Here is a 24605-nt window from a genome sequence, read left to right as displayed (position 1 = left end):
AGGAATGAAAAGTAAAAAAACGTGTCAGATAAAGCTGACACGTTTCAGGAAATAGGATAGGGGTAATTATTCGCTAATTATCTATTTCTATCGTATCCATGCTGTCACCCCGCATAGAAAGGAAGTAGGCTGCGTTTTCATCTCCAAGATTCATGGCCTTACGAAAATCTTGTTCAGCTTTTGTATAGTCTCCCAGTTTCAGACGGGTTATACCTCTCCATCGGTAAGCATCTGCACTGGGTGTAGCATTGACATTAAAATACCAGACCGCCTTATCAAACTGGACAAAAGCATCCTTCATTTCGCCTAAGTGCACCAGTGCAATACCCTTATCGAGATAAATCGAATCAAGACAATGGTCCAGTGAAGCTGCTCGGTTACAGTCCGTGATAGCATGCAGCCAGTCACCCTGCATCAGATAACATCTGGCACGGGAGGCAAGGGCTAGTGCACAACGAGGTTCTTTTTGCAGAATAGTATCAAAATAGGAAAAGGCCTCCTTGTAAAGTTTTTTTTCAAGTAGTTGAACGCCTTCCTGAAGGCGAATGCGATCCTTATCTGATTGCGTGATACCTGCCCCGCGCCATAGAAGATAACGGATATAAAGGGCAGAGCCTCCTACAAATATTAAAAGACATATTGCTTCCATTTGCACATCAGCCTATTACGCTATTTTGTATTGTGAAACTACGAAAATAATACTTTAGATCTAAAGTATTGTTTCATAATTGCGAAAAAATCTGAATTCATTTTTCTATTTTTTATCCTAAATTTGCCAGATGACAGATTCTATTCTGTGTTTATAACCAATAATGCAGAGTAGTCTATACAAGCTACATATACATTTAGGTATAAGGTGTAGATATGTTCCTCAGAGCCATACACCCAAGGCCGAAACAATCCAGAGTAGGTACAGACTGATATCAGATTTTTTTACTTTCTTTGGTTAGTATTGCCAAAAGAATTGATGATAGATGCTCACCAGATAGTTAGATATTGAATAAATAGATGCAAAACAAAAGTACACTATGCAAAAACTAGGTTTAACACAGTCGTTACAGCAAAAACTGTCCCCTCAGCAGATTCAGTTTATTAAACTGCTGCAGATTCCGACAGCTGAGCTGGAAGCGCGTATTGAAGAAGAACTGGAGAATAATCCCATACTGGAAGAGGGTAGGGAAGAGGTATTTGATGATTATGGATCGGAAGATGAAAGTTATGATGACCCGGAAGATAGTTTTGATGATGGGATGAATGATGATCTGAATGTGGATGACTATCTGCGAAATGAGGATGAAGCTAGCTATAAAACACAAGGTGATACTGGCGGAGATGACGAAGAACGTACTTTGCCCATTGCAACTATATCCACACTGACCGATTCGTTACTCGCTCAGCTGGATTTTGAAAAGCTGACAGAAAAAGAGAAAATCATTGGCCGACAGATTATTGGAAGCATTGATGAAGATGGATATATCCGTCGTGATCTGGAGGCAATTGTCAATGACCTTGCTTTTTCACAGAATATTGAAACTGAGTATGAAGAAGTAGAAAAGATTTTACATATTATCCAAACTTTTGATCCTCCGGGCATAGGTGCAAGAGAATTACAGGAATGTTTGTTGTTGCAGCTCGACCGAAAAGAGCATGACAATAAAATTGTTACATTAGCAATTCGTATTGTTGATGACTTCTTTGATGAGTTTACTAAAAAGCATTACGAGAAGATTCAGAAGAGATTAGATGTGTCAGATGAAGATATCAAGGATGCTATTCGTTTGATTACCCGTTTGAATCCAAAGCCAGGAGGTTCTGCTTCCGGTGATGTACGTACACAATACCTTATTCCAGATTTTCTGCTTACCAATAACAGTGGCAGACTGGAGCTGACACTGAATTCCCGTAACGCTCCGGAACTACGGATCAGCCGTTCGTATGCTGACATGCTGGATACATATGACAAGAGCGATAAGAAAGATAAGTCTATTCGCGAAACGGTGTCGTTTGTAAAGCAGAAACTGGATGCTGCCAAGTGGTTTATTGACGCCATCAAGCAACGGCAACAGACATTGTTACGTACTATGAATGCTATAGTACAGTTTCAGTATGATTTCTTTCTGGAAGGCGATGAAAGTAAACTACGCCCTATGATCCTGAAAGATATTGCTCAGGCTATTGATATGGATATTTCAACTGTATCCAGGGTGGCTAATAGCAAAGCTGTGCAAACAGAGTTTGGGATCTTTCCATTAAAGTATTTCTTTTCCGAAGGCATTGCTACTGAAACCGGTGAGGATGTGAGTAGTCGGGAAGTAAAAAGTATTTTGAAGGAATTTATTGATAATGAAGACAAACGCAATCCGTTATCAGATGATAAACTGGAAAAAATGCTTAATGATAAAGGATATAACATTGCTCGGAGAACGGTGGCTAAGTATCGTGAGCAACTAAATTTACCAGTTGCGCGTTTGAGAAAAGAACTGTAACAAACCCCCTCTGATCCCGGAGGTGGAAATAACAAATATCCCGAAGGGGTGGGGCTTTTATTTTATGCTTGACAATCAACCTGATAGTAACGACGATTCAGCGCATTCGCTTATTACACGTGCTAAATATATACCTTCTGAACTCTTACCTGTCAGAAAGACTCCAACCGGGCGTGCTGCACTGGTTGTGTCGGTACTACTACACCCATTGTTGTTGCCAACCTATTTATTTCTTCTGCTGTTCTGGATGTCTCCTTCCATGATGGGAGTTTCCAATGATGATATCCGGTACCGGATTTTATTGCTGCTTATTGTGTGTACATTGCTGATACCATTGCTTAGTACATATATGTTGTATCGTCTAGGTAGTGTGAAGAGCCTGCATATGGAAGATCGGCAGGATAGAATATTTCCTTTTGTATCAACAACATTGTTTTATATGCTGACAACCTATTTGTTCGTCAAGCAATTGTCTGCATTATATCTCATTACACTGATTTTGGGAGGCACCACTTTCTGTTTGCTGGTAATGACAGTGATTTCTTTTTTCTGGAAGATCAGTGTTCATAGTACATCTATAGCTGGAATTGTTGGCTTTCTGATAGGGTTGTATTATCATTATGCTGCTGTTGAATATTTTTATCCTCTGTTGCTGGTAATCATTCTGGCAGGTGTATTAATGAGTGCCAGGCTCTATCTGAATGCTCATACTCCTGCTCAGGTACTCGCAGGTGCTGCTATTGGTTTAAGTATTGGATTGGGGACTATTCTGATGATGGGGTAGATTCCGTTCAGAATTAGTTGTACTTTGTATAGTCTGCTTTTATATCATATCTGTTATACTATGTTTGAACATATTCTTTATCAGAATCAGGATGGCATTTGTTTTATTACACTAAACCGCTCGGAAGTTTATAACGCCTTGAATGTGAAGCTTACCTATGAGCTAAAAGAAGCATTTGAGCAGGCAGGTCAGGATGAATCTGTCAGGGTGGTGGTACTTTCGGGCGCAGGAGATGCATTTTGTTCCGGGGCTGATCTGAAAGAAGCTGCTACAAAAGGCATTGCTTCCTATTCTGATGAAGTACGCAAGCGGTATAATCCCATGATACTGGCTATGCGAAATCTGCCAAAGCCTGTTATCGGAAGAATCAATGGTGTTGCTGCCGGAGCGGGTTGTTCGCTGGCTCTTGCCTGTGATATTCTGGTGATGGCCGAAGAAACCTACCTGACAGAGGCTTTTGTTGGCATAGGATTAGTAATGGATTCCGGATCAGGATATTTTTTACCAAGATTGGTTGGATCTGGCAAAGCGTTTGAATTAGCTACTACAGGAGCCAAAATCTCAGCGAAAGAAGCTTTACAACTAGGAATGGTGAATAAAATAGCTCCTGTTGCTATGTTGGATGAGGTTATAAAAGTGTATACAGGTTATTATATATCTGCTCCTACAGTGGCAATCGGACTGATGAAAAAAATGCTTAACCAGTCGTTTTCGTCTTCCCTAGAAGAAATGCTGGAATATGAGGCGCAGTTGCAGGATATAGCAGGAGCTTCTAAAGACCATAGAGAAGGAATAGCTGCTTTTATGGAAAAGCGTAAACCTGTATTTAAAGGAAAGTAACTTGATAAAATACATATCAATCTGTCTGTATATCAACGTTTATTCTATACAGATTGATACAAAGACAAAAGTATAGGGATAACTCCTGAAAATACCGTCTCCCAAAACTCAAAAATCGAAGAATATGTTATGGGATGTAATCACTAAGTATTGTATTTTTGTTTTCTATGCAAGATTCTATTACCATCTTTAGGAAATATCTGCCAGACGCAGCTGTAGATTATTGCTATCAGTTATGGCAGCAACATGGGTTTGATTTTAAAATTACAAAGGCACGTAGTTCTAAGTTTGGTGACTATCGGTTTTCGGATAGCCGACACAGAATTACAGTGAATGGTGACTTAAATCCCTATGCCTTTCTGGTTACTTACCTTCACGAAGTAGCACACCTGATCACATTCAGTAAGTATAAACGTAAAGTAGAACCTCATGGAAAGGAATGGAAAAAGTCATTTCGGGAAGTGGCTCAACCAGTTTTGTCTCTAAGTGTGTTTCCTGCGGATGTACTTCAGGCTTTACAGCAGTATTTGATTAATCCCAAAGCTTCCTCCTGTACAGATCCGATTCTGTTTCAGGCATTGCATCAGTTCGATACACAAACAGATAAAGTGCTGCTGGCAAATCTCTCAGAAGGGGCTGTTTTTTCGTTGAATGGAAGAGCTTTTCGTAAAGGTGAAACCAGACGTACCCGTGTTTTGTGTGAAGAAGTAAAGAGCCGAAAGAAATACCTGGTTCATACCCAGGCTTTGGTCGAGATTAAATAAGTTTCCTCTGTATCAGGTTATGTATCCCTTTAGCACAAACTAAAGGGATTTTTGTTTTATGACATTTCGTTTTTTTAATCAGGAATAAAGGCGATGGCTTCTATCTCCACCAGAAAGTCAGGATTACCCAAACCTGCAACTATCAATACTGAAACAGCTGGCGGATTAGATAATTTACTCATAAATTTTTGCGAAGCAGCAAACCCATCCAAAGGATTTTGTCCCTGGATCAGAAAAACTGATAACTTGACAATATTTTCAAAATCAGCGCCACAACTAGTTAGTGCAATCTGAACATTTTGTAATGCCTGCTCTGTTTGTTCCTTCAGATTTCCTTTTCCTATGATCTCGCCACTGGCATTGACTGCATTCTGCCCTCCGACATAGATAGTCTTGCCTGCTCCTTCAGTAACTACAGCCTGAGAGAATGCTGGATTTTTAGATAATCCTTCTGGATTTATATATCGAATTCTTGTATTCATACCATTGAATATGTAGTGATAAAAGATTTTCGATAGATAAAACATAAAAAATGATTCCTTAGTAGAGGCAAATCTCATACAGTGTAAAATAAAAAATCTTATCAGTTCTCATCAAACTCTGTATACCTTCTGGGTTTGATGAGAACTGATAAGATTTAAAAAGTTTTAACTAGTACCCATTTTATTGCAGTCGTCGTACAATCAGACTATTGACCAGTTCAAAAAAGCGAGGAGGCAAGTAGGTACGCCAATTTTCGATTTGTAAGGTTCCTCCAAAGTTGATGTAGTAGTCCAGATGAAATTTTTTCCATTCTGCTTCTACAAAGTCCCGGAAGCTTACTGCTGCAATCCAACCATCTTCTACTTCTTCAAACCATTCGGCATAGTATTCATCATCAGAGCCGTGGAAGTTAAGAAGGTTTTCGCCAATAAGAATATATTTCTTTATTCCTTCACCTACCAGATGGTCAATTACATTTCTTTTGAAATACATGACATCGTTGTGTAGGGTATCATTCCATTCTCCAAACATTTCTATGACGGTAAACTGCCGGTCATAGTCTGTATAGAGAATCTTACAATATAAAGTTTCTGAGCCAAACTCATCCCAGAGGGGATGAATATAGTAGCCATATACATCGTGTTCGTACTCATTAAAGTTATATTCCCGGCCATAAAACGGGCTACGTTCATCTTCTGCTGCTATATAATAGGTCTCCCAGTTGTAAGAAGGTTCAATATCGTGCATAGCTATCTCCTTATATGATTATATGTATTGTAACGGGATGCTTGGTTACTGGATTTATGTCAGAGATTCTGAAAAGCATCAATCGCTTTACGTACACTGCCATGTTTTTCTAATAACTCTGCCGCCTCTTTTTCTTCAATTTTCAGTTCATCCATCACCATATGTACTGCTCTGTTTACCAGTTTCTCATTGCTTAGTTGCATATCTATCATCTTATTGCCTCTTACCTTCCCCAAACGAATCATTACCGAAGTAGAAATCATATTCAGTGTTAATTTCTGAGCAGTACCTGATTTCATACGTGTACTACCTGTAACAAATTCCGGGCCTACTACTACCTCTACAGGGTATTTTGCCTGTTCTGCTACTTTGCTACCTGCATTGCAGACAATACATCCTGTTTGTATACCGTGGGCATTGGCTTCACGCAAGCCGCCAATCACATATGGCGTACGTCCTGAGGCTGCAATACCAATAATTGTATCTTTCTCATTGATCTGATATGCCTGTAAGTCTTTCCATGCCTGTTCAAAATCGTCTTCTGCCTGTTCTACAGATTTGCGGATCGCTCCATCTCCGCCAGCTATAATACCAACAACCAGTCCATGCGGAACACCATAAGTGGGTGGACATTCAGATGCGTCTACCACACCCAGGCGTCCACTGGTACCTGCACCTATATAAAATAAACGACCTCCATTTTGCATCTGTTCTACAATGGCGTCTACTAATTTTTCAATCTGTGGAATTGCTTTCTCTACCGCAAATGGAACTGTTTTATCTTCCTGATTGATGCCAATCAGTAATTCACGTGTAGATAGTTTTTCCAGGTTAGTATAATGAGAAGGAGATTCTGTCGTAAGCATAAATATATCTTTTGTGAGTATGACTTAACTGTCCCATGAGTGCGTTTGACTAACGACTAGCGGGTACGGAGGTAAAGTTTGCAATTTTGTCAGGCAAAGGCAACCGAAACGCTCAGAAAACATGCAGAAAAATATAGACTTCACGTTTCTGATCCTTTGTTGAATCATCTACAAGGAGATAGGTATTGTCGACCAGCTAGTTGATAATGAGTTGATAAGGTGCGATTTTTACATGAACATCAACCAAGATGGTGAATGGTATTCTCCCTGAAGGCTTTGGGTGTAGTGCCTTCGTATTTGCGGAATAGCTTAAAAAAATAATTGGTATTGTTGAAGCCAGACCGGAAACATACCTCTGTAATCGGCACCAACGGATCAGCCAGAAGCTTTTTGGCGAGTTTGATGCGTTCTTGGATAATGAATTCGATAGGAGTAAGACCAAATTCCCGTTTAAAATAGCGAAAAAAGTTAGGTTTACTCATACAAGCCAGATCACTGAGTCGATCAATATTCAGATTTTCAGCCAGGTTTTCCCGTATATAAGCAGCAATGTAGGCAAAGCGATGATTGTTGAGGTATTTTTTGTAATTATCCAGTATCAGATGTCTGGCCTGTGTTTGCATTAACCGGATAAGCAACTCTTTAAGGGTAAAGCTGGCAAGTACCTCTTTTGCGCCTATATTTTCGCGACTTACATGCACCAGTCGGTCTACTGCATTGGTAATCTCAAATGTGTTTTGCAGATGAAATGCACTCATGTCTATACGCCACATATCATTATCTTCTGCTTTAGGAAACTTTTCATTGAGCAGACCAATAGTTTCCTTTAATACTTCTCCATTTACTGCCAGGGCAATGCATTGGGTAGGATTGTGCTGACTGGCATCTGGAAAGTCGATGATCATTTCCTCTTTCTCTGGCACTATAACAGACTCTCCTGGCAGGTAATCAAAATGTTCGCTCCCAAAAAGATGCATCACCTTTTTTCCTCGCAGCATGGTTGTAAGCACAAGATCATTAAAGCAAAGTCGCACGTTTTTGCTTTGTTGATGTGTCTCAAATACATTGAGTTCACACTGATTCAGTGTATACACAGAGCGGTGTTCTACCAGTGTTTGTAATTCTGTCAATGGACTTAAACCGATGGGATGAAGTTTGTGCCTGGTTTCCATTTCCTGAATATTTTTAGTGAGTAGACAGTTTTGATTACAGGTTTAGTATCAGTCAATGGCCTAATTTGCCCATTGTCAGTACATTATAAGAACGTATAAATTCGGCTATAGCAGATGATAAAATGGTGTATAAATAGTTTGATACAATTGTTCCCAACTGTGATACGATAGTACCCTTTTTTTGGAAAAATACAAAATAACTTTGGAAAAATTACAAACGACTGTCAATCTCTCAATAACGAAACCATACAGTCATTCATTGTATTTCTCACAAAAATCACTTTTAACATCATGGAAACCTTAGCAGTAAGCGAACGGCTGGTAGCCCGCCCAAAATTCAAAGAACGTTATGATAATTTCATTGGCAACGAATGGGTTTCTCCTGTTAAAGGAGAGTATTTTGATAATATTTCACCCATTGACGGACGGTCGTTTACAAAAGTAGCACGGTCAACCAAAGAAGACATAGATCTGGCGCTGGATGCTGCTCATAAGGCGTTTGCGACATGGTCAAAATCTTCAGCAGCCTATCGCAGTAATATTCTTTTAAAGATTGCTGATATCATGGAAAAAAATCTGGATTATCTGGCTGCTGTGGAAACCGTTGACAATGGAAAGCCGATCCGGGAAACCAAAGCTGCAGATCTTCCACTGGCGGTTGATCACTTCCGGTATTTTGCTGGTTGTCTTCGTGCAGAAGAAGGCACTGTTTCTGAACATGATGAGCATACATTATCCATGCAACTGCATGAGCCTATCGGTGTAGTGGGACAGATCATTCCTTGGAACTTCCCATTGCTGATGGCTGCCTGGAAACTAGCTCCTGCCCTGGCAGCAGGCTGTACAGTAGTAATGAAGCCAGCAGAACAGACACCTGTGGGTATTCTGATACTGATGGAACTGATAAAAGATGTGTTGCCTGCCGGAGTTGTAAACATTGTAACAGGGTTTGGACCTGAAGCAGGTAAGCCACTGGCGCAATCACCCCGTATTGCCAAAGTGGCATTTACAGGCGAAACCACTACAGGCCGGTTAATTCTGCAATATGCCTCTGAAAATATTATTCCGGTAACTATGGAGCTGGGAGGTAAGTCGCCTAATATATTCTTCCCAAGTGTAATGGATGCCGATGATGAGTTTTTTGATAAATGTCTGGAAGGAGCTGCCTTCTTTGCCTTGAACCAGGGAGAGGTATGTACCTGTCCATCCCGTATACTGGTGCATGAAAGTATCTATGATAAATTTATTAAACGGGTGGTAGAACGGGTTGAGAAAATTAAGATGGGTAACCCGTTAGATCCTGATACTATGATGGGAGCACAGGCTTCGAAAGATCAGTATGAGAAGATCCTGAACTACATTGATATCGGGAAAGAAGAAGGTGCTGAAGTATTGACAGGAGGAGGAGCACAGTATCTGGATGGCTTAAAAGACGGATATTACATTAAGCCAACTATCTTTAAAGGACATAATAAGATGCGTATCTTCCAGGAGGAGATCTTCGGTCCTGTAACAGCTGTTACCACATTTAAAACTACCGAAGAAGCAATAGAAATCGCCAACGACAGCCTGTACGGATTAGGAGCAGGTGTGTGGACTCGTGATGCCCATGAAATGTTTAAGGTTCCGCGTGCTATTCAAGCGGGCCGTGTATGGGTCAACTGCTACCATGCTTATCCGGCACATGCTCCGTTTGGCGGGTATAAAAAGTCTGGATTTGGACGCGAAACCCATAAAATGTCTATGAATCAGTATCGTCAGACTAAGAACATGCTGATTTCGTATGATAAAAATAAACTTGGGTTTTTCTGAGCTATTTCTCTGCTTCTCTGTTGTCTGAGGTAGATTTTATCAGTAATAAACAATCAGAATATGGAAATAGAACATATGAAATCTTCTTCAGTTGCAGAGAGCAGGGAAACTGTAGCCAGAGTATCTGTTACAGATGCGGCTGCTCAGGTTATTGATACACTTAGGGAAAAACATGGAGAACTCATGTTTCACCAGAGTGGAGGGTGTTGCGATGGATCACAGCCTATGTGTTTTGCCAAAGGAGAATTTCGGGTGGGGAGTAACGATGTGTGGATAGGCACTATTTATGGCTGTGATTTCTTTATGAATGCCGACCAGTTTGAATACTGGAAGCATACACATCTTACCATTGACATCACACCTGGGCGGGGTTCAAGCTTTTCTCTGGAAATTCCTTTGGGATTACGGTTTATTGTTAAATCACGTTTGTTTACAACACAAGAATCAGAAAATCTAACATCTGTGCTAAACGGAGAAGATTATCTGGCTCAGCAAAAGTAGGTAAAGAGACGGTTACATAGAAAATCCTATTGCTCTATGGCGGTAGGATTTTTTGTTGTTTTTACCATAAACTTACATAGTATAATAGGTATGTACCTAAGAGTAATCGGTAGAAACAGCCTGTGGTTTTTCTACTGGTAAATGGGAAACAGAAAAATATTTTTATAAATAAAAATGAGTTGCATTTTTTATAAAAAGCTGTTAATTAATTTATTATCGTACTGTGAGGAGATGTGTATTAGGCCTAAGTATTAACATAATGATGTGAGTAGGCTTGGTAGTCTGCACTTTATTGTTTTACTTGAGGCAAAACAAAGAATAAGAAATCTCTAAAATGAGATACCATACATTAGCAGAACTAGCTGTAAATTTAGTTTGAGGATTAAACCCAGACAGCTTGTATATGTCTAAATTAGTAAGAAAGCTACATCTTTCCGCTTCTCTAATCCCAAAAACTCAAATAATTTTCAAACCTGATACTAAATACTTTTGTACACGATTTTGAAAAGTAGTATATAGAATATATGGATGTACGATTTAAGTTATATAATACACAGGGGATACCTGCCTGGAAAGTAGAACAGAGTGAAGCAAATTTTAAAAAGCATTATAGCAAACATTTAAAAAAGATAGAAGATCTGCTTGTTCAGAAAGGTGAATCTGAGACACCTGTTGAGATAAAAATAGATATTGATCTTAAAAATGGTAAGATATTTCCGCCCATAGTTCATGTAGGTACAGAAACAGACAAAGATCTGGAGAAATACCAGGAGCTGAAAAAGGAAATACTTTCAATACTCCCTGCATAAACCTCTTAAACTTTACTTGAATGAAAAACAGAAAAGAAGCAATTCCTGCAAGTGCTGCATACATGCAGAATACAGAATCTGTATACGCGAAGATCAAACAACTGGTCAAAGGCGAGAAAACGGATAAGGATAAAGATGATATTGATGAGCACGAAAAAGATAGATCAAAAGACGACGAATAACAAAGGCAGTTTATGCGAAATAGGTAATCTCAAAAGGATTACCTATTTTTCTTTTTTATAGGGTATAATCAAAGAGGAATCTATACCTATCTTCTATGATTTGTTTTGAAATAGAATTATGAAGCCTGCTATTCCTGTTTATGATATTTGTGCAATAGCTCAAAAAACGATAGATGAAAACGACCTGTTAATTGAACGTTTTTCTGTGTATTTACAAACCAGAAAAAAGCTATGGTTGCCGCACCGACATTCTTTTTATCATCTGGTGATGTTTACTAAAGGTGGCGGAGGGCATACAATTGACTTTGTTCAGTTTCCTGTAGTGCCATTTCAGATTTATTTCATGATTCCCGGACAGGTACATAGCTGGGATTTTGAAGGGGAGATGGATGGATATGTTATTAATTTCTCGTCCGAATTTTTCCAGCCATTTCTGAAAGACCCTGATTATTTAGACCAATTTTCTTTTTTTAAGGGAAATTGTGAGAGCTCGGTTGTGTCGCTGACAGAGTCTGAGAGAGAACGAATTGTAATGTTATTTGAGTATATGTTGGAAGAGTCTGCATTGGAAGACAAGGGAAAAACAGATATCATACGGGCACTGTTGCTGGAATTATTCATACGAGTAGATCGTATAGTATTGTCTTCCACATCACAGTTACCTAAACATAATTCCAATTACCATATACTCAGAGAGTACCAGCGATTGATAGATCTGCATTTTGCCACATTAAAGCTACCAGGTGAGTATGTTTCCTTCCTGAATGTAACAGTTGATCACTTGAATGAGATTTGTAAAGAGTTCCTGGGGCAATCGTCCGGGCAACTTATTCGCAATCGCATCCTGTTGGAAGCAAAGCGCTTATTGGTTAATGCCGATTTGAGTATCTCAGAAATTGCCTATCAGCTTAACTTCAGTGATAATTCTTATTTTACGAAATTCTTCAAAAAGTACACACAGATTACGCCTGAAAGCTTTAGAAAACAGGCACTTATCAAGGTGGTTTAGCATTTTTGGGTAAATAAACACAGCACATAGAATGGTTTTTTTCTAAAAAGATGCTATTTTTTTTGTGCCCTAATGTAAAAAATATATTTTTGCACTCGCAAAATGGTCCCGTAGCTCAGCTGGATAGAGCAACTGCCTTCTAAGCAGTCGGTCACACGTTCGAATCGTGTCGGGATCACCTTGTTAATCAAAGGCTTACAGTAATCTGTAAGCCTTTCTTGTTTTTGAGGTGCACGAAAGGGTACTTTTTGAGACCTTTTATGATTGGCATAGATATTTTGTAATTGATAATCTGTAGAGAAAGCAAGCCTATAATCTGATTTACCAAACAGGTTATCATAAATTATATAAAGGAGTATTCTACTCACAATACAGCTATGGAAATTCTAAAATTTAAAATGCCTAAACATTCAGTTGATACACAGAGACAGCTTGCACCAATACTAAATAAAGAAAAAGGAATTATGCATTGGAATCTGAATACAAACTATCATATCCTGACTGTTTCCGGAGAGAATATTAATCCTGAAAAGATTGGGAAGTTAATAGAATCGTTAGGCTTGCAAGCTGATCTTATGAATGTGTTTGGAGTTAGTGGGGTAGGTTTATAGCTCTTATCTTGTCCCATATATTTTATGTCCCATATGTTTTATAAAGAGGATGTTTGTAGATGAAGAACATCCTCCTCACTCCCCTTCTGAAAGAGTCTTTCCTTTATATCTGTCACGACTTGCCTGCCACGCATCGGCATGAGCGGGACCGGAGTGACAAAAACGGCAGCCTTCCCAATTAGAACATATTCTTTTTCTCTGAAACTGAAGTATAAATGCAGAGTATAAGCTATGCCTGTAGTTTAATTCTCTTATGTCAGTTGTCTGGAAAATTTACCTATGAGACCCGCCGTCGGGTATCAAATATATCCAATAATCTGTCCAGTTCTGAAATAGGCAAATGTCCCAGTCGCATAATAGACGAACAGAGTGACGTTAGTTCTGCACTCAGTTGCAACGTAATATCCAGCATCTCTCTACTGAGTTCAAATTCTTCTCTGATCACATCCCAGTCCTTGTCGTGTTTGATAAATGCAGGCAAGAGGATAATTTTTTTGAATGCCAGTGCATCCCGTAGATAGGCGCAGAACAAAGAATGTATCTCTGGTTCCCTTAAAATAGGTTTTATTGCCTTAAACAACGCAAAATCAATCAGGCTCTCATTCATAGAGGATGAAGTTTGGTTTTACATGCTTATTGTCTTGTTAATCAAGTAAATGTCGGAAAAAATGATGCCTGCCTGCTAATTTTTGTCAGGAAAAGATAAAATAAATGAGACAGGGAAGTTTATTTATACAACAATTTATAACGAATATATAGTTACTAATATGTTACTATATGTGGTTAGATATGTTGCCGTCAGTTGTATAATCTTAGACTCGCTTATATCTACTGTTTTTTGTTTTTCTGTTAAACAACTTCCGGTTTATAATGCAGAAATAGCAATTTTTATATTTTAATTGGATTTTAATCTCCTAAATTATCACTTTTGTAACTTTATATCTACTAATAGATAAATAGAGGTGTGCAGGTACTTCAGGAAGTTATAAAGCCTACTAAATGATCAGCTAACTATAAAGTTTGATATACAATAAAGTGAAACCTATATATACTGTAAAATATGACTGAGAAGGTATACATTTTTTGCAGTGATACGCTAAGAGGTTGTCTAAAAGAACTGGTATAGTAGTTTGCCAGATCTTATTTTTTGATCTATAGGAAGCTATGTGTGAGAATGAACGAATTTTTATTTATAGACTATTCACATGAGCCGGAATAAATTAGTTGCAGTCGTGATTCCTGTACATGAGGCAACGCCTGACGCAAATGAAACATTGGTACTGGGATATTATTTGAAGCTTTTTGCTCAGTATCCGATTGTGTTTGTAACACAGTCTGATCTGGATACAGGATTTTATGAGCAGATGATCCATGAGTCCAGTCACCCAAACTGTAGTTTTGAACGCTTTGAGTACAAAGGGTATGATGAGTATATGCACCTGTTGGTATCAGAAGCCTTCTATGCTCGGTTTCTGGAGTATGAGTATATGCTTATGACTCACCTGGATGCGTTTGTGTTTAATGCGGATCTGGAGCACTGGTGCAAACTAAATTATGATTATATAGGGGCGGTAGTCTATCATAAAACCTATGTGAGAGAATATGTTGCCTCTTCACGTATACTACAAACACTACATAAATTTAGATTATTGCGTAAACACCCTCTGCAAAAAGGAGGGCTTTCACTCCGGAAAGTCCGGACATTTTACCGCAATAGCCGTTTGTTTAAGCCAGTTATTCGACTTACAGACATTTTTTATACAGAAGACTTCTTCTGGAGTATCAGAGTGCCTTTACTCAATCCTTTCTTTCGGGTTGCGCCTACAAAAGTAGCACGCCACTTTGCTATTGAGTTGCCAGATGCCCGGAGCAAGGACTTCGATCCTTTTGTGAATAGACTATATCATCTGCCTATGGGATGCCATGGATGGAAAGTATATGGGTATACTTTCTGGAAGTCATTCCTGGAGACGTTTATGCATAAACACTTAGTTGATACAGGTAAGGAAGATTAAGTTATCTAGCCAGCATGTAGTAATAGAGATGTGCACCCGAAATAGCTAAGGACCTTTACTAAATATATCCTGTTGGTCCTGATACAATTAGTGAACATAGCTGGTATCAGTCTTAGTATTTTCCGCAGTTGAAAAGCATTTGTTTTTCAGCTTATCAGCGTATTCTTCTCCAAATGATAAACTACTATCGCTGCCGGATGGCCTTCAGGTGTAATGTCTTTGATTTCTTTGACCTGATAGCCTTCCTTAAGAGCTGCTTCCAGCTCAAGGTAGGGAATCAGGTTTTGTGAGGAGTTATATAGAAGTTGTTCTACACCGTACATTTGGACGGTAACAGTTTTCGATTTCATAATAGAGTTGGTTATGTGGTTAGGGAAAGTTAAAAGAAATAGTTTGTAAAGTCAAGATTATCAGGATATTATATTTGATTGAGTCCTTGGCGATGAAAATGTTATGACAACTTGCTACTAGGCGAAGAGGTAGTTCTGTCTCAAATACCAGGAATATAGTCTAATGTGCTGATTTAAAGAACATAAAAGATAAAAAACGACAAGAAAAGATACAAGCAACAGAGATAACTTCTATCTTTCTGCTATTCTTTGTAGTACCCATTTTCCAATCCCCATGTTGTTAGTATCACCAACGTGCATAATGAAAAATAACTCGTTGGTGATAATACTAATGATGGACAAAATACGAGAACCCTACTTTTTTCTTAATTCTATTCTAACAATCCCTAAACAACAATTCGTATGAAAACAAATGGTATAGGAGTCGTTATCATTTTAACATTTACATTTTTTACTATGGCAACATCTGTATTCGCACAAGGCGATAAAGCAAGCCGCCCTAGTCCACCCGCAACCGCAACAGGTAAGATCGGTGCGGCTACTGTTACAATCAATTATAGCAGCCCCTCTGTAAAGGGGAGAAAAGTATGGGGAGATCTGGTTCCTTATGACAAAGCATGGAGAGCAGGGGCAAATGAGGCAACTATATTTGAGACAGATAAAGAGATTAAAGTAGCTGGTAAGGCCTTGCCTGCTGGAAAATACAGCCTGTTTGCTGTTCCGGGAGAGAAAGAGTGGAAAATAATTTTTAACTCTGAGACAGGACAGTGGGGAATTAAACGTACTGGAGAAGCCAACCACGATCCAGCAAAAGATGTATTGACAGTAGCTGTAAAGCCTACAAAGTCTGCCATGACTGAAAAGCTATTATATGAGGTGAACAAAAACAATGTAACATTGAAATGGGAGACAGTCGCCGTCCCAATTCCAGTTCAATAATCTGTAAATCCAAAAGCCAGCAATAGTATATCGCTGGCTTTTGGATTTATGAGCTTTCTAAAAAAGTTATATATCACATAAAATAACTGCCTTTTTCAGAGAAGTTAATTGGCCTTGAGGCTCTTTAGGTGTAGGTACAAACTCTTGTGCAACAAAGCCTTTGTAGCCAGTTTCAAGAATTGCTTTCATCACTGCTGGATAGTAAATCTCTTGTGTCTCATCTATCTCATGTCTACCCGGATTACCACCTGTATGATAGTGTGCAATGTATTTACTGCTTTCTTTGATGGTACGAATGATATCACCTTCCATAATCTGCATATGGTAGATATCATATAAGAGCTTGAAGTTTTCAGAACCTATTCGTTTACATAGCTCTACTCCCCAGGATGTACGATCACACTGATAATCTTTGTGATTTACCTTGCTGTTAAGCAGTTCCATTACCATTGTCACCTTATGCTTTTCAGCTATAGGCATTAGCTTCTTTAGGCCAAGAGCTGCATTTTCAAGGCCTTGTTCCTCTGTTTTACCATTACGGTTTCCTGAAAAGCAGATGATGGTACTAAAACCCGCCGCAGCTACTTTCGGAATCATGTCTTCGTAGCTCTTGATCAATGTTTCGTGGTATTGTGGATCATTAAAGCCTTTTTCGATACCTAAGCCTGCACCCCAGGGCATGGCAGAAACAAGACCATATTTCTTCAACACCGGCCACTCTTCAGGACCCACAAGGTCAATGGATTTAATACCCATCTCTTTGGCGGCTTTGCAAAGGTCTTCGAGCGGAATTTTATCATAGCACCAGCGACATACCGAGTGATTGATATTTCCTTTAAGAGGTCGCGCTGCTTCTTCATTTTGTGTGTTTTCCATGGCAAGAGAGGGAAGCGAAGTAAGTAAAGCCGTGCCACCAAGCATTTTTTTGGCAACAGACCGACGGGTAAGTTTAGCTGACATAAATCTATAGGTGAAAAGTGAAATCTTCTGGTAGGATGCAGGTAAGAGATGTCTCTTACCTGCAGTAAGTTACTATATTACAATTCACGAATACGGATGTTGCGGAATGATACCACATCTCCATGATCCTGCAAACCGATATGTCCTTTCGCATATTTATTGAATCCTTCCCAGGTAGCAAACTTGCTATCCTTTACCATATTTGCCCAGTCTGTACCACTCAGATTGTATTCCACAACTTTGGTTCCGTTTGTCCAGTGTTCTGCATGATTGTTTTTAACAACAATACGAACCTTGTTCCACTGTCCTGCCGGATTTGCTTTTTTGCTGGGAGGCAACATATCATACAATGAACCTGCTGTACGGTTGTTGTTTTTTCCTGCTTTTGCATCCGGGTGTCTTTCATCATCCAGAATCTGTACTTCAGGGCCAGTTAGATACGGAACTTTGTATTTTTCGTCTTCATGTACACGATAGAAAATACCACTGTTGCCACCTTCTGCTATTTTCCACTCCAGTTCCAATTCAAAGTTTTCATATTCTTTATCAGAAACCAGATCTCCTCCACCTTTCCCACTTAGAGTAAGCACGCCATTTTCTACAGTCCAGGCAGAAGACACATCCTTTTTAAGGTAGTTGTGCCATCCTTTGGTGGTTTTACCATCAAACAAGCTTTCCCATTTCCCTGGTTTCACCTTAGCTTCTGGATTGACAAAAGACGCCATCAGAAAGCTGGCCAGTACAAAAGAGAAAGAAAATAAGATTTTCATAATCAGATTGTTTATGTGTGAATGTGATGAACTACTTCGGTTCGGAAATAAACCGTATATGACACTTCCCAAATATATAACGTTGGAAGTACCTGATCTTTATTTAAGAATTATAATCCCAATACTTTTTTGTTAAACTCTTCATCTGCCCCCGTTCCTGCAAAATCATCAAATGCCCGCTCTGTAACACGTATGATATGATTTTCGATAAACGGTGCTCCTTCTGCTGCGCCTTGTTCAGGATGTTTAATCGCACACTCCCATTCCAGTACAGCCCAGCTATCATAGTTATACTGAGCCAGCTTGCTGAATATGCCACTAAAATCTACCTGACCATCACCCAGAGAGCGGAAGCGTCCTGCTCGTTCTACCCATCCCTGAAAACCACCGTACACTCCTTGCTTACCTGTAGGATTAAACTCAGCATCCTTTACGTGGAAAGCTTTGATACGTTCGTGGTAAAAGTCTATAAACTGAAGATAATCTAGTTGCTGTAATACAAAATGGCTGGGATCGTAGTTGATGTTAGCTCTTGTATGGTTGTTGGTGTGCTCAAGGAACATTTCAAATGTAATCCCATCATGCAGATCTTCGCCCGGATGTAATTCATAACACACATCTACTCCAGCTTCATCAAATGCATTCAATATAGGTATCCAGCGGTTGGCCAGTTCTTTAAATCCTGTTTCTACCAGACCTGCAGGGCGTTGAGGCCATGGATACATAAAAGGCCATAGTAGAGCACCAGAAAAGGTAGGATGTGCTTTAAGTCCCAGGTTCTGACTGGCTTTGGCTGCCCATTTTAGTTGCTGGGTAGCCCATGCCTGCTGGTCCTTAGGTTGGCCTGCCAGTTCAGCCGGACCAAATCCGTCGAACATAGCTGCATAGGCAGGATGAACTGCTACTAACTGTCCTTGCAGGTGAGTGGCCAGTTCTGTAATTTCTACACCAATATCTTTTAATTTCCCTTTTAGTTCATCACAATATGTTTTGGATTCGGCAGCTTGTTTTAAATCAATACAGCGACTATCCCATGTAGGGATCTGAATGCCTTTATAGCCCAGTGATGCCATATAGCGGGCAATGGATTCTAACGAATTGAAGGGTGCTTGGTCACCCAGAAACTGAGCCAGAAAGATCGCAGGTCCTTTGATGTTTTTCATTGGAAATGGTTGTTGAAATAAAAAGAATAGCAAAGTTAGTTTACAGAAAAGTGCAATCTGTGTCAAAAACGGTTGCTTTGCAAATTGCGAAAAAATTGCCTGTTTTTATTATTTTCTTGCAAAAAAACAAGGATTGGCAAAAATGTCAGAGAGACAATGGGTTAGTCGCTAACTGATAAAAAATAATAGACCCAGGATTACATAACTGTATATTTTCGGGGGGATATGCAGGTGCTGGCAGTTGTATCTGTTGAATATAGTAGCTTATCAGGTTTTTGTTTGTTAAATTTCTTATTTGCCCGTTGTTGGTGTTATTCACCAACAACTACCTTCCCCACAGTTCATGGTGGTCTTATCACCAAGATGGGAGGCGAATTTTGTCAGGAGGCAGGCAGTAGCTGATGAGATAGAAAAACAAAAGAGCCGGATGGTAAGTCCAGCTCTTTTATCGTTGTAGTAGGCAGTCTAAATATATCCGGGCTGCAATTTCTGATAGCGGTTGAAATAACTTGGGAGTGTTTTGTTTATAAGCACATCCACAATCCAATGAGTAGTATCATTACCAGCTTAGCCAGTTGACAGTACAACAGTGGTAAATGCGAAATTTGTCTGATAGTTTTCATAGTTGAAAGAATTATAATCACGAGGTATTTAATCTGTCGCAATACATCTATTGGTAAATATATGCTTAGTATTTGTAACCTCCCTCTTAAAATACTTTTTACACTATAAGTAGTATCAAATAATGTGCCAGTTTTGATTTTCGGATCTGCCTAGACTTGTGTTTAACAACTTTCCGTAGATTGATTACGTATAGTCTTTCATTTCAGGAGTTTTTTCTATATTTCTGCCTTGATTCTTGCTTTTCTATTCCTAAACGTGACTATATGTGTCCAATTAATTACCCATACCTGCGAAGTTTTATAGTTTTTGGATTTTTGTTGGCCGGAGTTTTTGGTGCTCATGCACAAAGTGTTTATGCCCCCCTTAATTCAGATTATTACCATCTGGTAGAGCGTTATGAAATCAAGTCTGGAAAATTTGCAGAAGGAATGCATACACAGATACGACCTGTATTGCGACAAGCTATTGTGCAACTCACTGATACTATAGCTCAGAATAACAATTTCCTATCAGACAGAGACAGATTTAACCTGACATACCTGCGCAATGATAGCTGGGAGTGGGCTGGTGATAGTGCTGATAACGATAGCCGTAAACCGATTTTAAAACATTTTTATAAGAAGAAATCAGATTTGTTTTCGTACCAGGATGAGGATTTTGATCTACATCTGAATCCGGTTATTTACTTTGCTGGTGGGGGAGAGAGTGGTACAAAGAGCGGAAATTATTTTACGAACACCAGAGGACTCGAACTTCGGGGCATGATCAGTAAGAAAATCGGATTCTATACATTTATTGCCGATAACCAGAGTACTTTTCCTACTTATGTCCAGGACTTGATGAACCAGTACTATGCTGTACCTCAGGAAGGATACTGGAAATTATGGAAATCGGGAAATAAGGGAGGCAGAGATTTTCTAACTGCCCGTGGTTATATTACCTTTCATGTGGCCAAACCTATCATGATTCAGTTTGGTCAGGATAAAAACGTTATTGGCAGTGGTTATCGTTCACTAGTGCTTTCTGATTTTGCAGGTGCTTATCCCTTTCTGAAAATCAATACCAAGGTCTGGAAGCTGAACTATATGAACCTATATGCTCAGATGACTGCCGATACTCCACCAGGGGCGAGAGATTATCTGCGTTCCAAAAAATATTTTGCCTTTCACCATCTAAGTATCAATCTGACTAAAAACCTCAATGTGGGTGTGTTTGAATCCATTATGTTTGGCCGTCCGGATGATCGCCGCCGTTTCCGGTATGACTTCCATTACTACAACCCGATTATTTTCTATCGGTATGTAGAACAACAACTTGGTAGTGATGACAATGCCGGACTGGGTATGGACTTTAAATGGAATATCAAACGTCATGTGCAGCTATATGGCCAGGTTATGCTGGACGAGTTCCTGTTGTCTCATGTACGTGCCAGAGATGGCTGGTGGGGCAACAAACAGGCTATTCAGCTTGGAGCCAAATACATAGATGTATTGAATATCCGCAACCTGGACTTACAGACAGAGTTAAATATTGTACGTCCTTACACCTATACCCATATATTGACAAAAGTGCAAAATTCCCCTGGTTCTACTGACTCCAGCATGGTGTCATTTACAAATTATGTACACAACAACCTGCCACTGGCTCATCCTCTGGGAGCTAACTTTGTAGAATGGATAGGCATTTTGCGTTATCAACCGGTTAAGAGATTGCAGCTAACCGGAAAGTTAATTATTACCAAATATGGGGCTGATCAGGCCAATGGAGATGGTACAACTACCAACTGGGGAGGAAATATCCGGTTAGATTACGATACACACGAAAAAGAATATGGAAACACAATTGCACAGGGGGTGCGAACCAATATGGTGTTTGCCGATATGACAGCTTCCTATATGATAAAGCATAACTTATTTGTGGATGGTAAACTTACTATCCGGAGATTAGATAGTGCATTACCAGAGCGTAATCTGAATTCTGTAATTGCTTATCTAAATCTGCGCTGGAATATTCCTCAACGATTACAGGAATATTAATGTATAGTCTATTTTACAACTTTTGCTAGTTAAAAAGTGTTATTCTCTGTATCAGACATTAAACGTGTACAAGTGTATGAAATCATTTAAACCTTTTCTATACGTTATTTACACATTGTTGTTTTTGTGTACCTTATTGATGGCTTATCTGAATGATAGTATAGTGGCAACCTTCACTATTGAAAAAGTAAATCAGTTCTGGATATACTGGGCTATTCTCGGCTTTGTGCTGTTAATGCTCGAAAGCGTGTTTGAAAACATCCATATTTCCAGTGTGAGACGGAAGCATGAAAAGCTGAATCGGGAAAATAATGAATTGAAAGCTAAGCTATATGATAGATATGTAGCAGGAGAGCGGACCACATTATTGCCAACTTCCCAGTCTTCTATAGAGAGCAAAGATGATATTTAGATAATGGAAGCTTAGTAAAAAGAGATCGCAATAGGTCTACAAAACTTGGCAGAACCATTTTTATGCTGTAATCTTGCCTCAGAATAGCTCAGGCTATTTCATATTCTTATTGGATTTGCAAGACAGAAATTATTTACGAATGGAATTTGAAAGTGTAATAACCAGCGAATTGAAGGAGTCCGCTCTGGTACTGGAAAAGTTTATGTCTAATCCTGTATCTATTGCGCAGATTCAGAAAGCAGCCACTTATATTGCTGAGGCTATTCGCAATGGAAAAAAAGTAATATCATGCGGTAATGGAGGGTCACACTGTGATGCAATGCATTTTGCAGAAGAGTTATCAGGCCGTTACCGGGACAACAGAAAAGCATTACCTGCTATTGCTATTTCAGATGTGAGCCATATTACCTGTACAGGAAATGACTATGGGTTTGAATATATCTTTAGCCGATTTGTAGAAGGTTTAGGCCAGCCAGGAGATGTGTTACTAGGAATCAGTACAAGCGGAAATTCGGCTAATGTAATTCGTGCCTGTGAAACAGCCAAGTTCCGTGGAATGACAGTGATAGCTTTAACTGGGAAAGATGGAGGAGAACTAGGAACATTTGCCGATGTAGAGATACGTGTTCCTCATTATGGATATGCAGATCGTATTCAGGAAGTGCATATCAAGATCATCCATATACTCATATTGTTAATAGAAAAGATGGTTGCCTAATCAGAAGACGACCAATAGTAAAAAAGGCAGAAAGTCGCATACTTTCTGCCTTTTTTAATTGGGTATTGTTAGATTATTCGGCCAGAAGCTTATCTGTAAATAACGTAAAGTCTTCTACAAACTCATCATAGTACTTGCCTGTACCTGGCCCATTGAATCCAGTGTGTATACGGCGAACTTTTCCTTTTTTATCAACAAAGATTGTGGTTGGATATCCCTTAATCTTCTCCAGCATAGGCAATGATTTTGAGGCAGTAGAGTCGTTAACACCTGCCAACAATACATCATACTCCATTCCAAAGCGTTGCTTCATCCGTTCAATCTTAGGACCTGAAACTTTGAGATCATTACTCTTTTCAAATGCCAGGCCTACAATTTCCACTCCTCTGTCTTTATTTTTCTTATACCAGGGAGCTAGAAAATTAGTCTCATCCATACAGTTTGGACACCAGGAACCTAAGATCTGTACGATAACCACTTTGTTTTTGTACTTAGGGTCTTGAAATGATATATTTTTACCGGTTGGATCAGGAAACGTAAAGTCTATGGTGTTATATCCTTTTTTCAATAAGGTATAAGTATTGGCATCTGGTAAAGCTGCTTTATCATTTTTAATAGCTTTCCATTTGCGGTATCCTCTATCTCCTGACCAGAATTCTCCAGTAATTTCATTTCCTGTATCTGCTGTAGTACCTTTAAAAAGATATACGTGACTTCCATCAAACGTGGATAATTGGAAGGCAGTACCCTGTACACTACCTGCCAGATAGCGGTAATCGCCTGTAGGGGTGAGAAATGATCCTGTTAACTCTGTTCCATTCTGATTGAATACCCCCACTGCCTGCGAAGTATCACTATCTCCATAAAAATAAACATCCCATTTACCTGTGATGCTGGTTTTAGGTGCTTCGGAGGTAGTAGCGAAACGATAGGTTACTCCCTGTTGTGCAGAGAAATCCATCTTTACAATACGGTTGGAAGATTGCTTGGTATAGTATCCGGTCAGGACACTATCACCTACATGAGCTGTAATTTCCGCATCAAATAAGCGCATAGGGATATGAAGAGAGTCTTCCCGTAAAATGGCATCATCCATTTTGAGCCGTTCTGTACTATTTATAACATACACCTGATACGTGCTGTCATCTTTTTTAGAAATGTCTAGTCCAAACGGAAGTTCTCCTCCCGGAGATTTAATTAGACCTCTCCATGTACCAGTTTTTAGTTCTGTTGATGTTTTTTGGTCGTTTTGGCCTGTTTTACAGGAGGGTAGAATTAGTACAATCCATGCTGCCAGACAGAAAGCTGGAATAATCTGTTTCATATAAATACTCTATAGGTTTTGTAGTATAAAGATACAACCTTCTGGGAATGCTTAAAAGTTCGTTGCCTTCGGAAAATGCAAACTTGACCTTCTAAATGCAATAAACACAATTTTGTAAAATATAGAAAAAGCAAAATACTATTTTATAGTTTTTACTACATGCTGAAATAAATATGGTATTTGAGTTGGAGTTTTGATTACTGTTTTATGTGTTTTGGTGCTTTCTTT

26 protein-coding genes and 1 tRNA gene are annotated in these 24605 nt (G+C 39.2%); 16 read left to right on the top strand and 11 right to left on the bottom strand.

The window, feature by feature from the left end; all coding sequences use genetic code 11:
* Window positions 1–73 precede the first annotated feature (73 nt).
* Window positions 74–649 (bottom strand): tetratricopeptide repeat protein, encoded by a 576-nt coding sequence (locus QNI22_RS16520; protein WP_314512237.1) that lies wholly within the window; start codon window positions 647–649, stop codon window positions 74–76.
* A 379-nt stretch (window positions 650–1028) separates the two neighbouring features.
* On the opposite strand from QNI22_RS16520, the gene rpoN reads away from it, so the two are divergent.
* The 4 genes from rpoN to QNI22_RS16500 all read left to right on the top strand — a co-directional run bounded on the left by rpoN (window position 1029) and on the right by QNI22_RS16500 (window position 4874).
* On the top strand, window positions 1029–2486 hold the full coding sequence (gene rpoN / locus QNI22_RS16515; protein WP_314512236.1) for an RNA polymerase factor sigma-54: 1458 nt from the start codon (window positions 1029–1031) through the stop codon (window positions 2484–2486).
* Window positions 2487–2508: 22 nt separating this feature from the next.
* Window positions 2509–3270 (top strand): phosphatase PAP2 family protein, encoded by a 762-nt coding sequence (locus QNI22_RS16510; RefSeq protein WP_314512235.1) that lies wholly within the window; start codon window positions 2509–2511, stop codon window positions 3268–3270.
* A 60-nt stretch (window positions 3271–3330) separates the two neighbouring features.
* Entirely contained in the window at window positions 3331–4110 is a 780-nt protein-coding gene (locus tag QNI22_RS16505) for an enoyl-CoA hydratase/isomerase family protein (RefSeq protein ID WP_314512233.1), read from the top strand.
* A gap of 167 nt (window positions 4111–4277) precedes the next feature.
* Window positions 4278–4874, top strand: coding sequence for a SprT-like domain-containing protein (locus tag QNI22_RS16500; RefSeq protein ID WP_314512231.1), 597 nt, complete (start codon window positions 4278–4280; stop codon window positions 4872–4874).
* A gap of 74 nt (window positions 4875–4948) precedes the next feature.
* Here QNI22_RS16500 and QNI22_RS16495 read toward each other — a convergent pair whose 3' ends face one another.
* The 4 genes from QNI22_RS16495 to QNI22_RS16480 form a co-directional block, all read right to left on the bottom strand.
* Window positions 4949–5356 carry a RidA family protein gene (locus tag QNI22_RS16495; RefSeq protein WP_314512230.1) on the bottom strand — a complete coding sequence of 136 codons (408 nt, stop codon included), beginning with the start codon at window positions 5354–5356 and terminating at the stop codon, window positions 4949–4951.
* A gap of 181 nt (window positions 5357–5537) precedes the next feature.
* Window positions 5538–6104: a hypothetical protein gene (locus QNI22_RS16490; protein WP_314512229.1), complete on the bottom strand. Its 567-nt coding sequence runs from the start codon at window positions 6102–6104 to the stop codon at window positions 5538–5540.
* Between the two features lie 59 nt (window positions 6105–6163).
* The gene (gene murQ, locus QNI22_RS16485) at window positions 6164–6970 is read right to left on the bottom strand and encodes an N-acetylmuramic acid 6-phosphate etherase (protein WP_314512226.1); all 807 of its coding nucleotides are present in this window, start codon (window positions 6968–6970) and stop codon (window positions 6164–6166) included.
* Between the two features lie 239 nt (window positions 6971–7209).
* Entirely contained in the window at window positions 7210–8142 is a 933-nt protein-coding gene (locus QNI22_RS16480) for an AraC family transcriptional regulator N-terminal domain-containing protein (RefSeq protein WP_314512225.1), read from the bottom strand.
* A 291-nt stretch (window positions 8143–8433) separates the two neighbouring features.
* Here QNI22_RS16480 and QNI22_RS16475 point away from each other — a divergent pair, with 291 nt between their 5' ends.
* From QNI22_RS16475 to QNI22_RS16445, 7 genes are all read left to right on the top strand, one after another.
* Window positions 8434–9954: an aldehyde dehydrogenase family protein gene (locus QNI22_RS16475; protein ID WP_314512223.1), complete on the top strand. Its 1521-nt coding sequence runs from the start codon at window positions 8434–8436 to the stop codon at window positions 9952–9954.
* 75 nt (window positions 9955–10029) lie between these two features.
* On the top strand, window positions 10030–10455 hold the full coding sequence (locus QNI22_RS16470) for a DUF779 domain-containing protein (protein ID WP_314512222.1): 426 nt from the start codon (window positions 10030–10032) through the stop codon (window positions 10453–10455).
* Between the two features lie 524 nt (window positions 10456–10979).
* Complete coding sequence (locus QNI22_RS16465; RefSeq protein WP_313978778.1) at window positions 10980–11264, top strand: hypothetical protein; 285 nt, start codon at window positions 10980–10982, stop codon at window positions 11262–11264.
* Between the two features lie 20 nt (window positions 11265–11284).
* On the top strand, window positions 11285–11446 hold the full coding sequence (locus tag QNI22_RS16460; protein WP_313978777.1) for a hypothetical protein: 162 nt from the start codon (window positions 11285–11287) through the stop codon (window positions 11444–11446).
* 118 nt (window positions 11447–11564) lie between these two features.
* Complete coding sequence (locus QNI22_RS16455; protein ID WP_314512221.1) at window positions 11565–12455, top strand: AraC family transcriptional regulator; 891 nt, start codon at window positions 11565–11567, stop codon at window positions 12453–12455.
* Window positions 12456–12559: 104 nt separating this feature from the next.
* A tRNA-Arg gene (locus QNI22_RS16450) sits at window positions 12560–12633 on the top strand.
* Window positions 12634–12832: 199 nt separating this feature from the next.
* Window positions 12833–13066: a hypothetical protein gene (locus QNI22_RS16445; protein WP_314512220.1), complete on the top strand. Its 234-nt coding sequence runs from the start codon at window positions 12833–12835 to the stop codon at window positions 13064–13066.
* A 277-nt stretch (window positions 13067–13343) separates the two neighbouring features.
* Here the strand turns inward: QNI22_RS16445 and QNI22_RS16440 are convergent, their stop codons facing one another.
* Complete coding sequence (locus QNI22_RS16440) at window positions 13344–13673, bottom strand: hypothetical protein (RefSeq protein WP_313978773.1); 330 nt, start codon at window positions 13671–13673, stop codon at window positions 13344–13346.
* A gap of 598 nt (window positions 13674–14271) precedes the next feature.
* Between QNI22_RS16440 and QNI22_RS16435 the strand changes: the two genes are divergently transcribed.
* On the top strand, window positions 14272–15081 hold the full coding sequence (locus tag QNI22_RS16435; RefSeq protein ID WP_314512218.1) for a DUF5672 family protein: 810 nt from the start codon (window positions 14272–14274) through the stop codon (window positions 15079–15081).
* Between the two features lie 146 nt (window positions 15082–15227).
* Here QNI22_RS16435 and QNI22_RS16430 read toward each other — a convergent pair whose 3' ends face one another.
* Window positions 15228–15431: a hypothetical protein gene (locus QNI22_RS16430; RefSeq protein ID WP_314512216.1), complete on the bottom strand. Its 204-nt coding sequence runs from the start codon at window positions 15429–15431 to the stop codon at window positions 15228–15230.
* A 402-nt stretch (window positions 15432–15833) separates the two neighbouring features.
* Here QNI22_RS16430 and QNI22_RS16425 point away from each other — a divergent pair, with 402 nt between their 5' ends.
* The gene (locus QNI22_RS16425; protein ID WP_314512215.1) at window positions 15834–16370 is read left to right on the top strand and encodes a DUF2911 domain-containing protein; all 537 of its coding nucleotides are present in this window, start codon (window positions 15834–15836) and stop codon (window positions 16368–16370) included.
* A gap of 66 nt (window positions 16371–16436) precedes the next feature.
* Here the strand turns inward: QNI22_RS16425 and QNI22_RS16420 are convergent, their stop codons facing one another.
* From QNI22_RS16420 to QNI22_RS16410, 3 genes are all read right to left on the bottom strand, one after another.
* Window positions 16437–17330, bottom strand: coding sequence for a hydroxypyruvate isomerase family protein (locus tag QNI22_RS16420; RefSeq protein ID WP_314512214.1), 894 nt, complete (start codon window positions 17328–17330; stop codon window positions 16437–16439).
* A gap of 77 nt (window positions 17331–17407) precedes the next feature.
* Complete coding sequence (locus QNI22_RS16415) at window positions 17408–18100, bottom strand: 3-keto-disaccharide hydrolase (protein ID WP_313978762.1); 693 nt, start codon at window positions 18098–18100, stop codon at window positions 17408–17410.
* Window positions 18101–18210: 110 nt separating this feature from the next.
* Entirely contained in the window at window positions 18211–19263 is a 1053-nt protein-coding gene (locus QNI22_RS16410; protein ID WP_314512213.1) for a sugar phosphate isomerase/epimerase family protein, read from the bottom strand.
* An 887-nt stretch (window positions 19264–20150) separates the two neighbouring features.
* Here QNI22_RS16410 and QNI22_RS16405 point away from each other — a divergent pair.
* From QNI22_RS16405 to lpcA, 3 genes are all read left to right on the top strand, one after another.
* Window positions 20151–21923, top strand: a complete 1773-nt coding sequence (locus QNI22_RS16405; RefSeq protein ID WP_314512212.1) for a hypothetical protein — start codon at window positions 20151–20153, stop codon at window positions 21921–21923.
* Window positions 21924–21999: 76 nt separating this feature from the next.
* A complete protein-coding gene (locus QNI22_RS16400; RefSeq protein WP_314512211.1) occupies window positions 22000–22335 on the top strand; it encodes a hypothetical protein in 336 nt (111 codons plus the stop codon).
* 139 nt (window positions 22336–22474) lie between these two features.
* Entirely contained in the window at window positions 22475–23053 is a 579-nt protein-coding gene (gene lpcA / locus QNI22_RS16395; RefSeq protein WP_314512209.1) for a D-sedoheptulose 7-phosphate isomerase, read from the top strand.
* A 73-nt stretch (window positions 23054–23126) separates the two neighbouring features.
* On the opposite strand, the gene QNI22_RS16390 is transcribed toward lpcA, so the two are convergent.
* Window positions 23127–24377 carry a TlpA disulfide reductase family protein gene (locus QNI22_RS16390; RefSeq protein WP_314512208.1) on the bottom strand — a complete coding sequence of 417 codons (1251 nt, stop codon included), beginning with the start codon at window positions 24375–24377 and terminating at the stop codon, window positions 23127–23129.
* Between the last annotated feature and the right edge of the window lie 228 nt (window positions 24378–24605).

Origin of the sequence: Xanthocytophaga agilis (genome assembly GCF_030068605.1) — a bacterium.
Taxonomy (GTDB): Bacteria; Bacteroidota; Bacteroidia; order Cytophagales; family 172606-1; genus Xanthocytophaga; species Xanthocytophaga agilis.
Note: the sequence above shows the minus strand (reverse complement) of the source record. Positions and strands in the feature narration are given on the sequence as shown.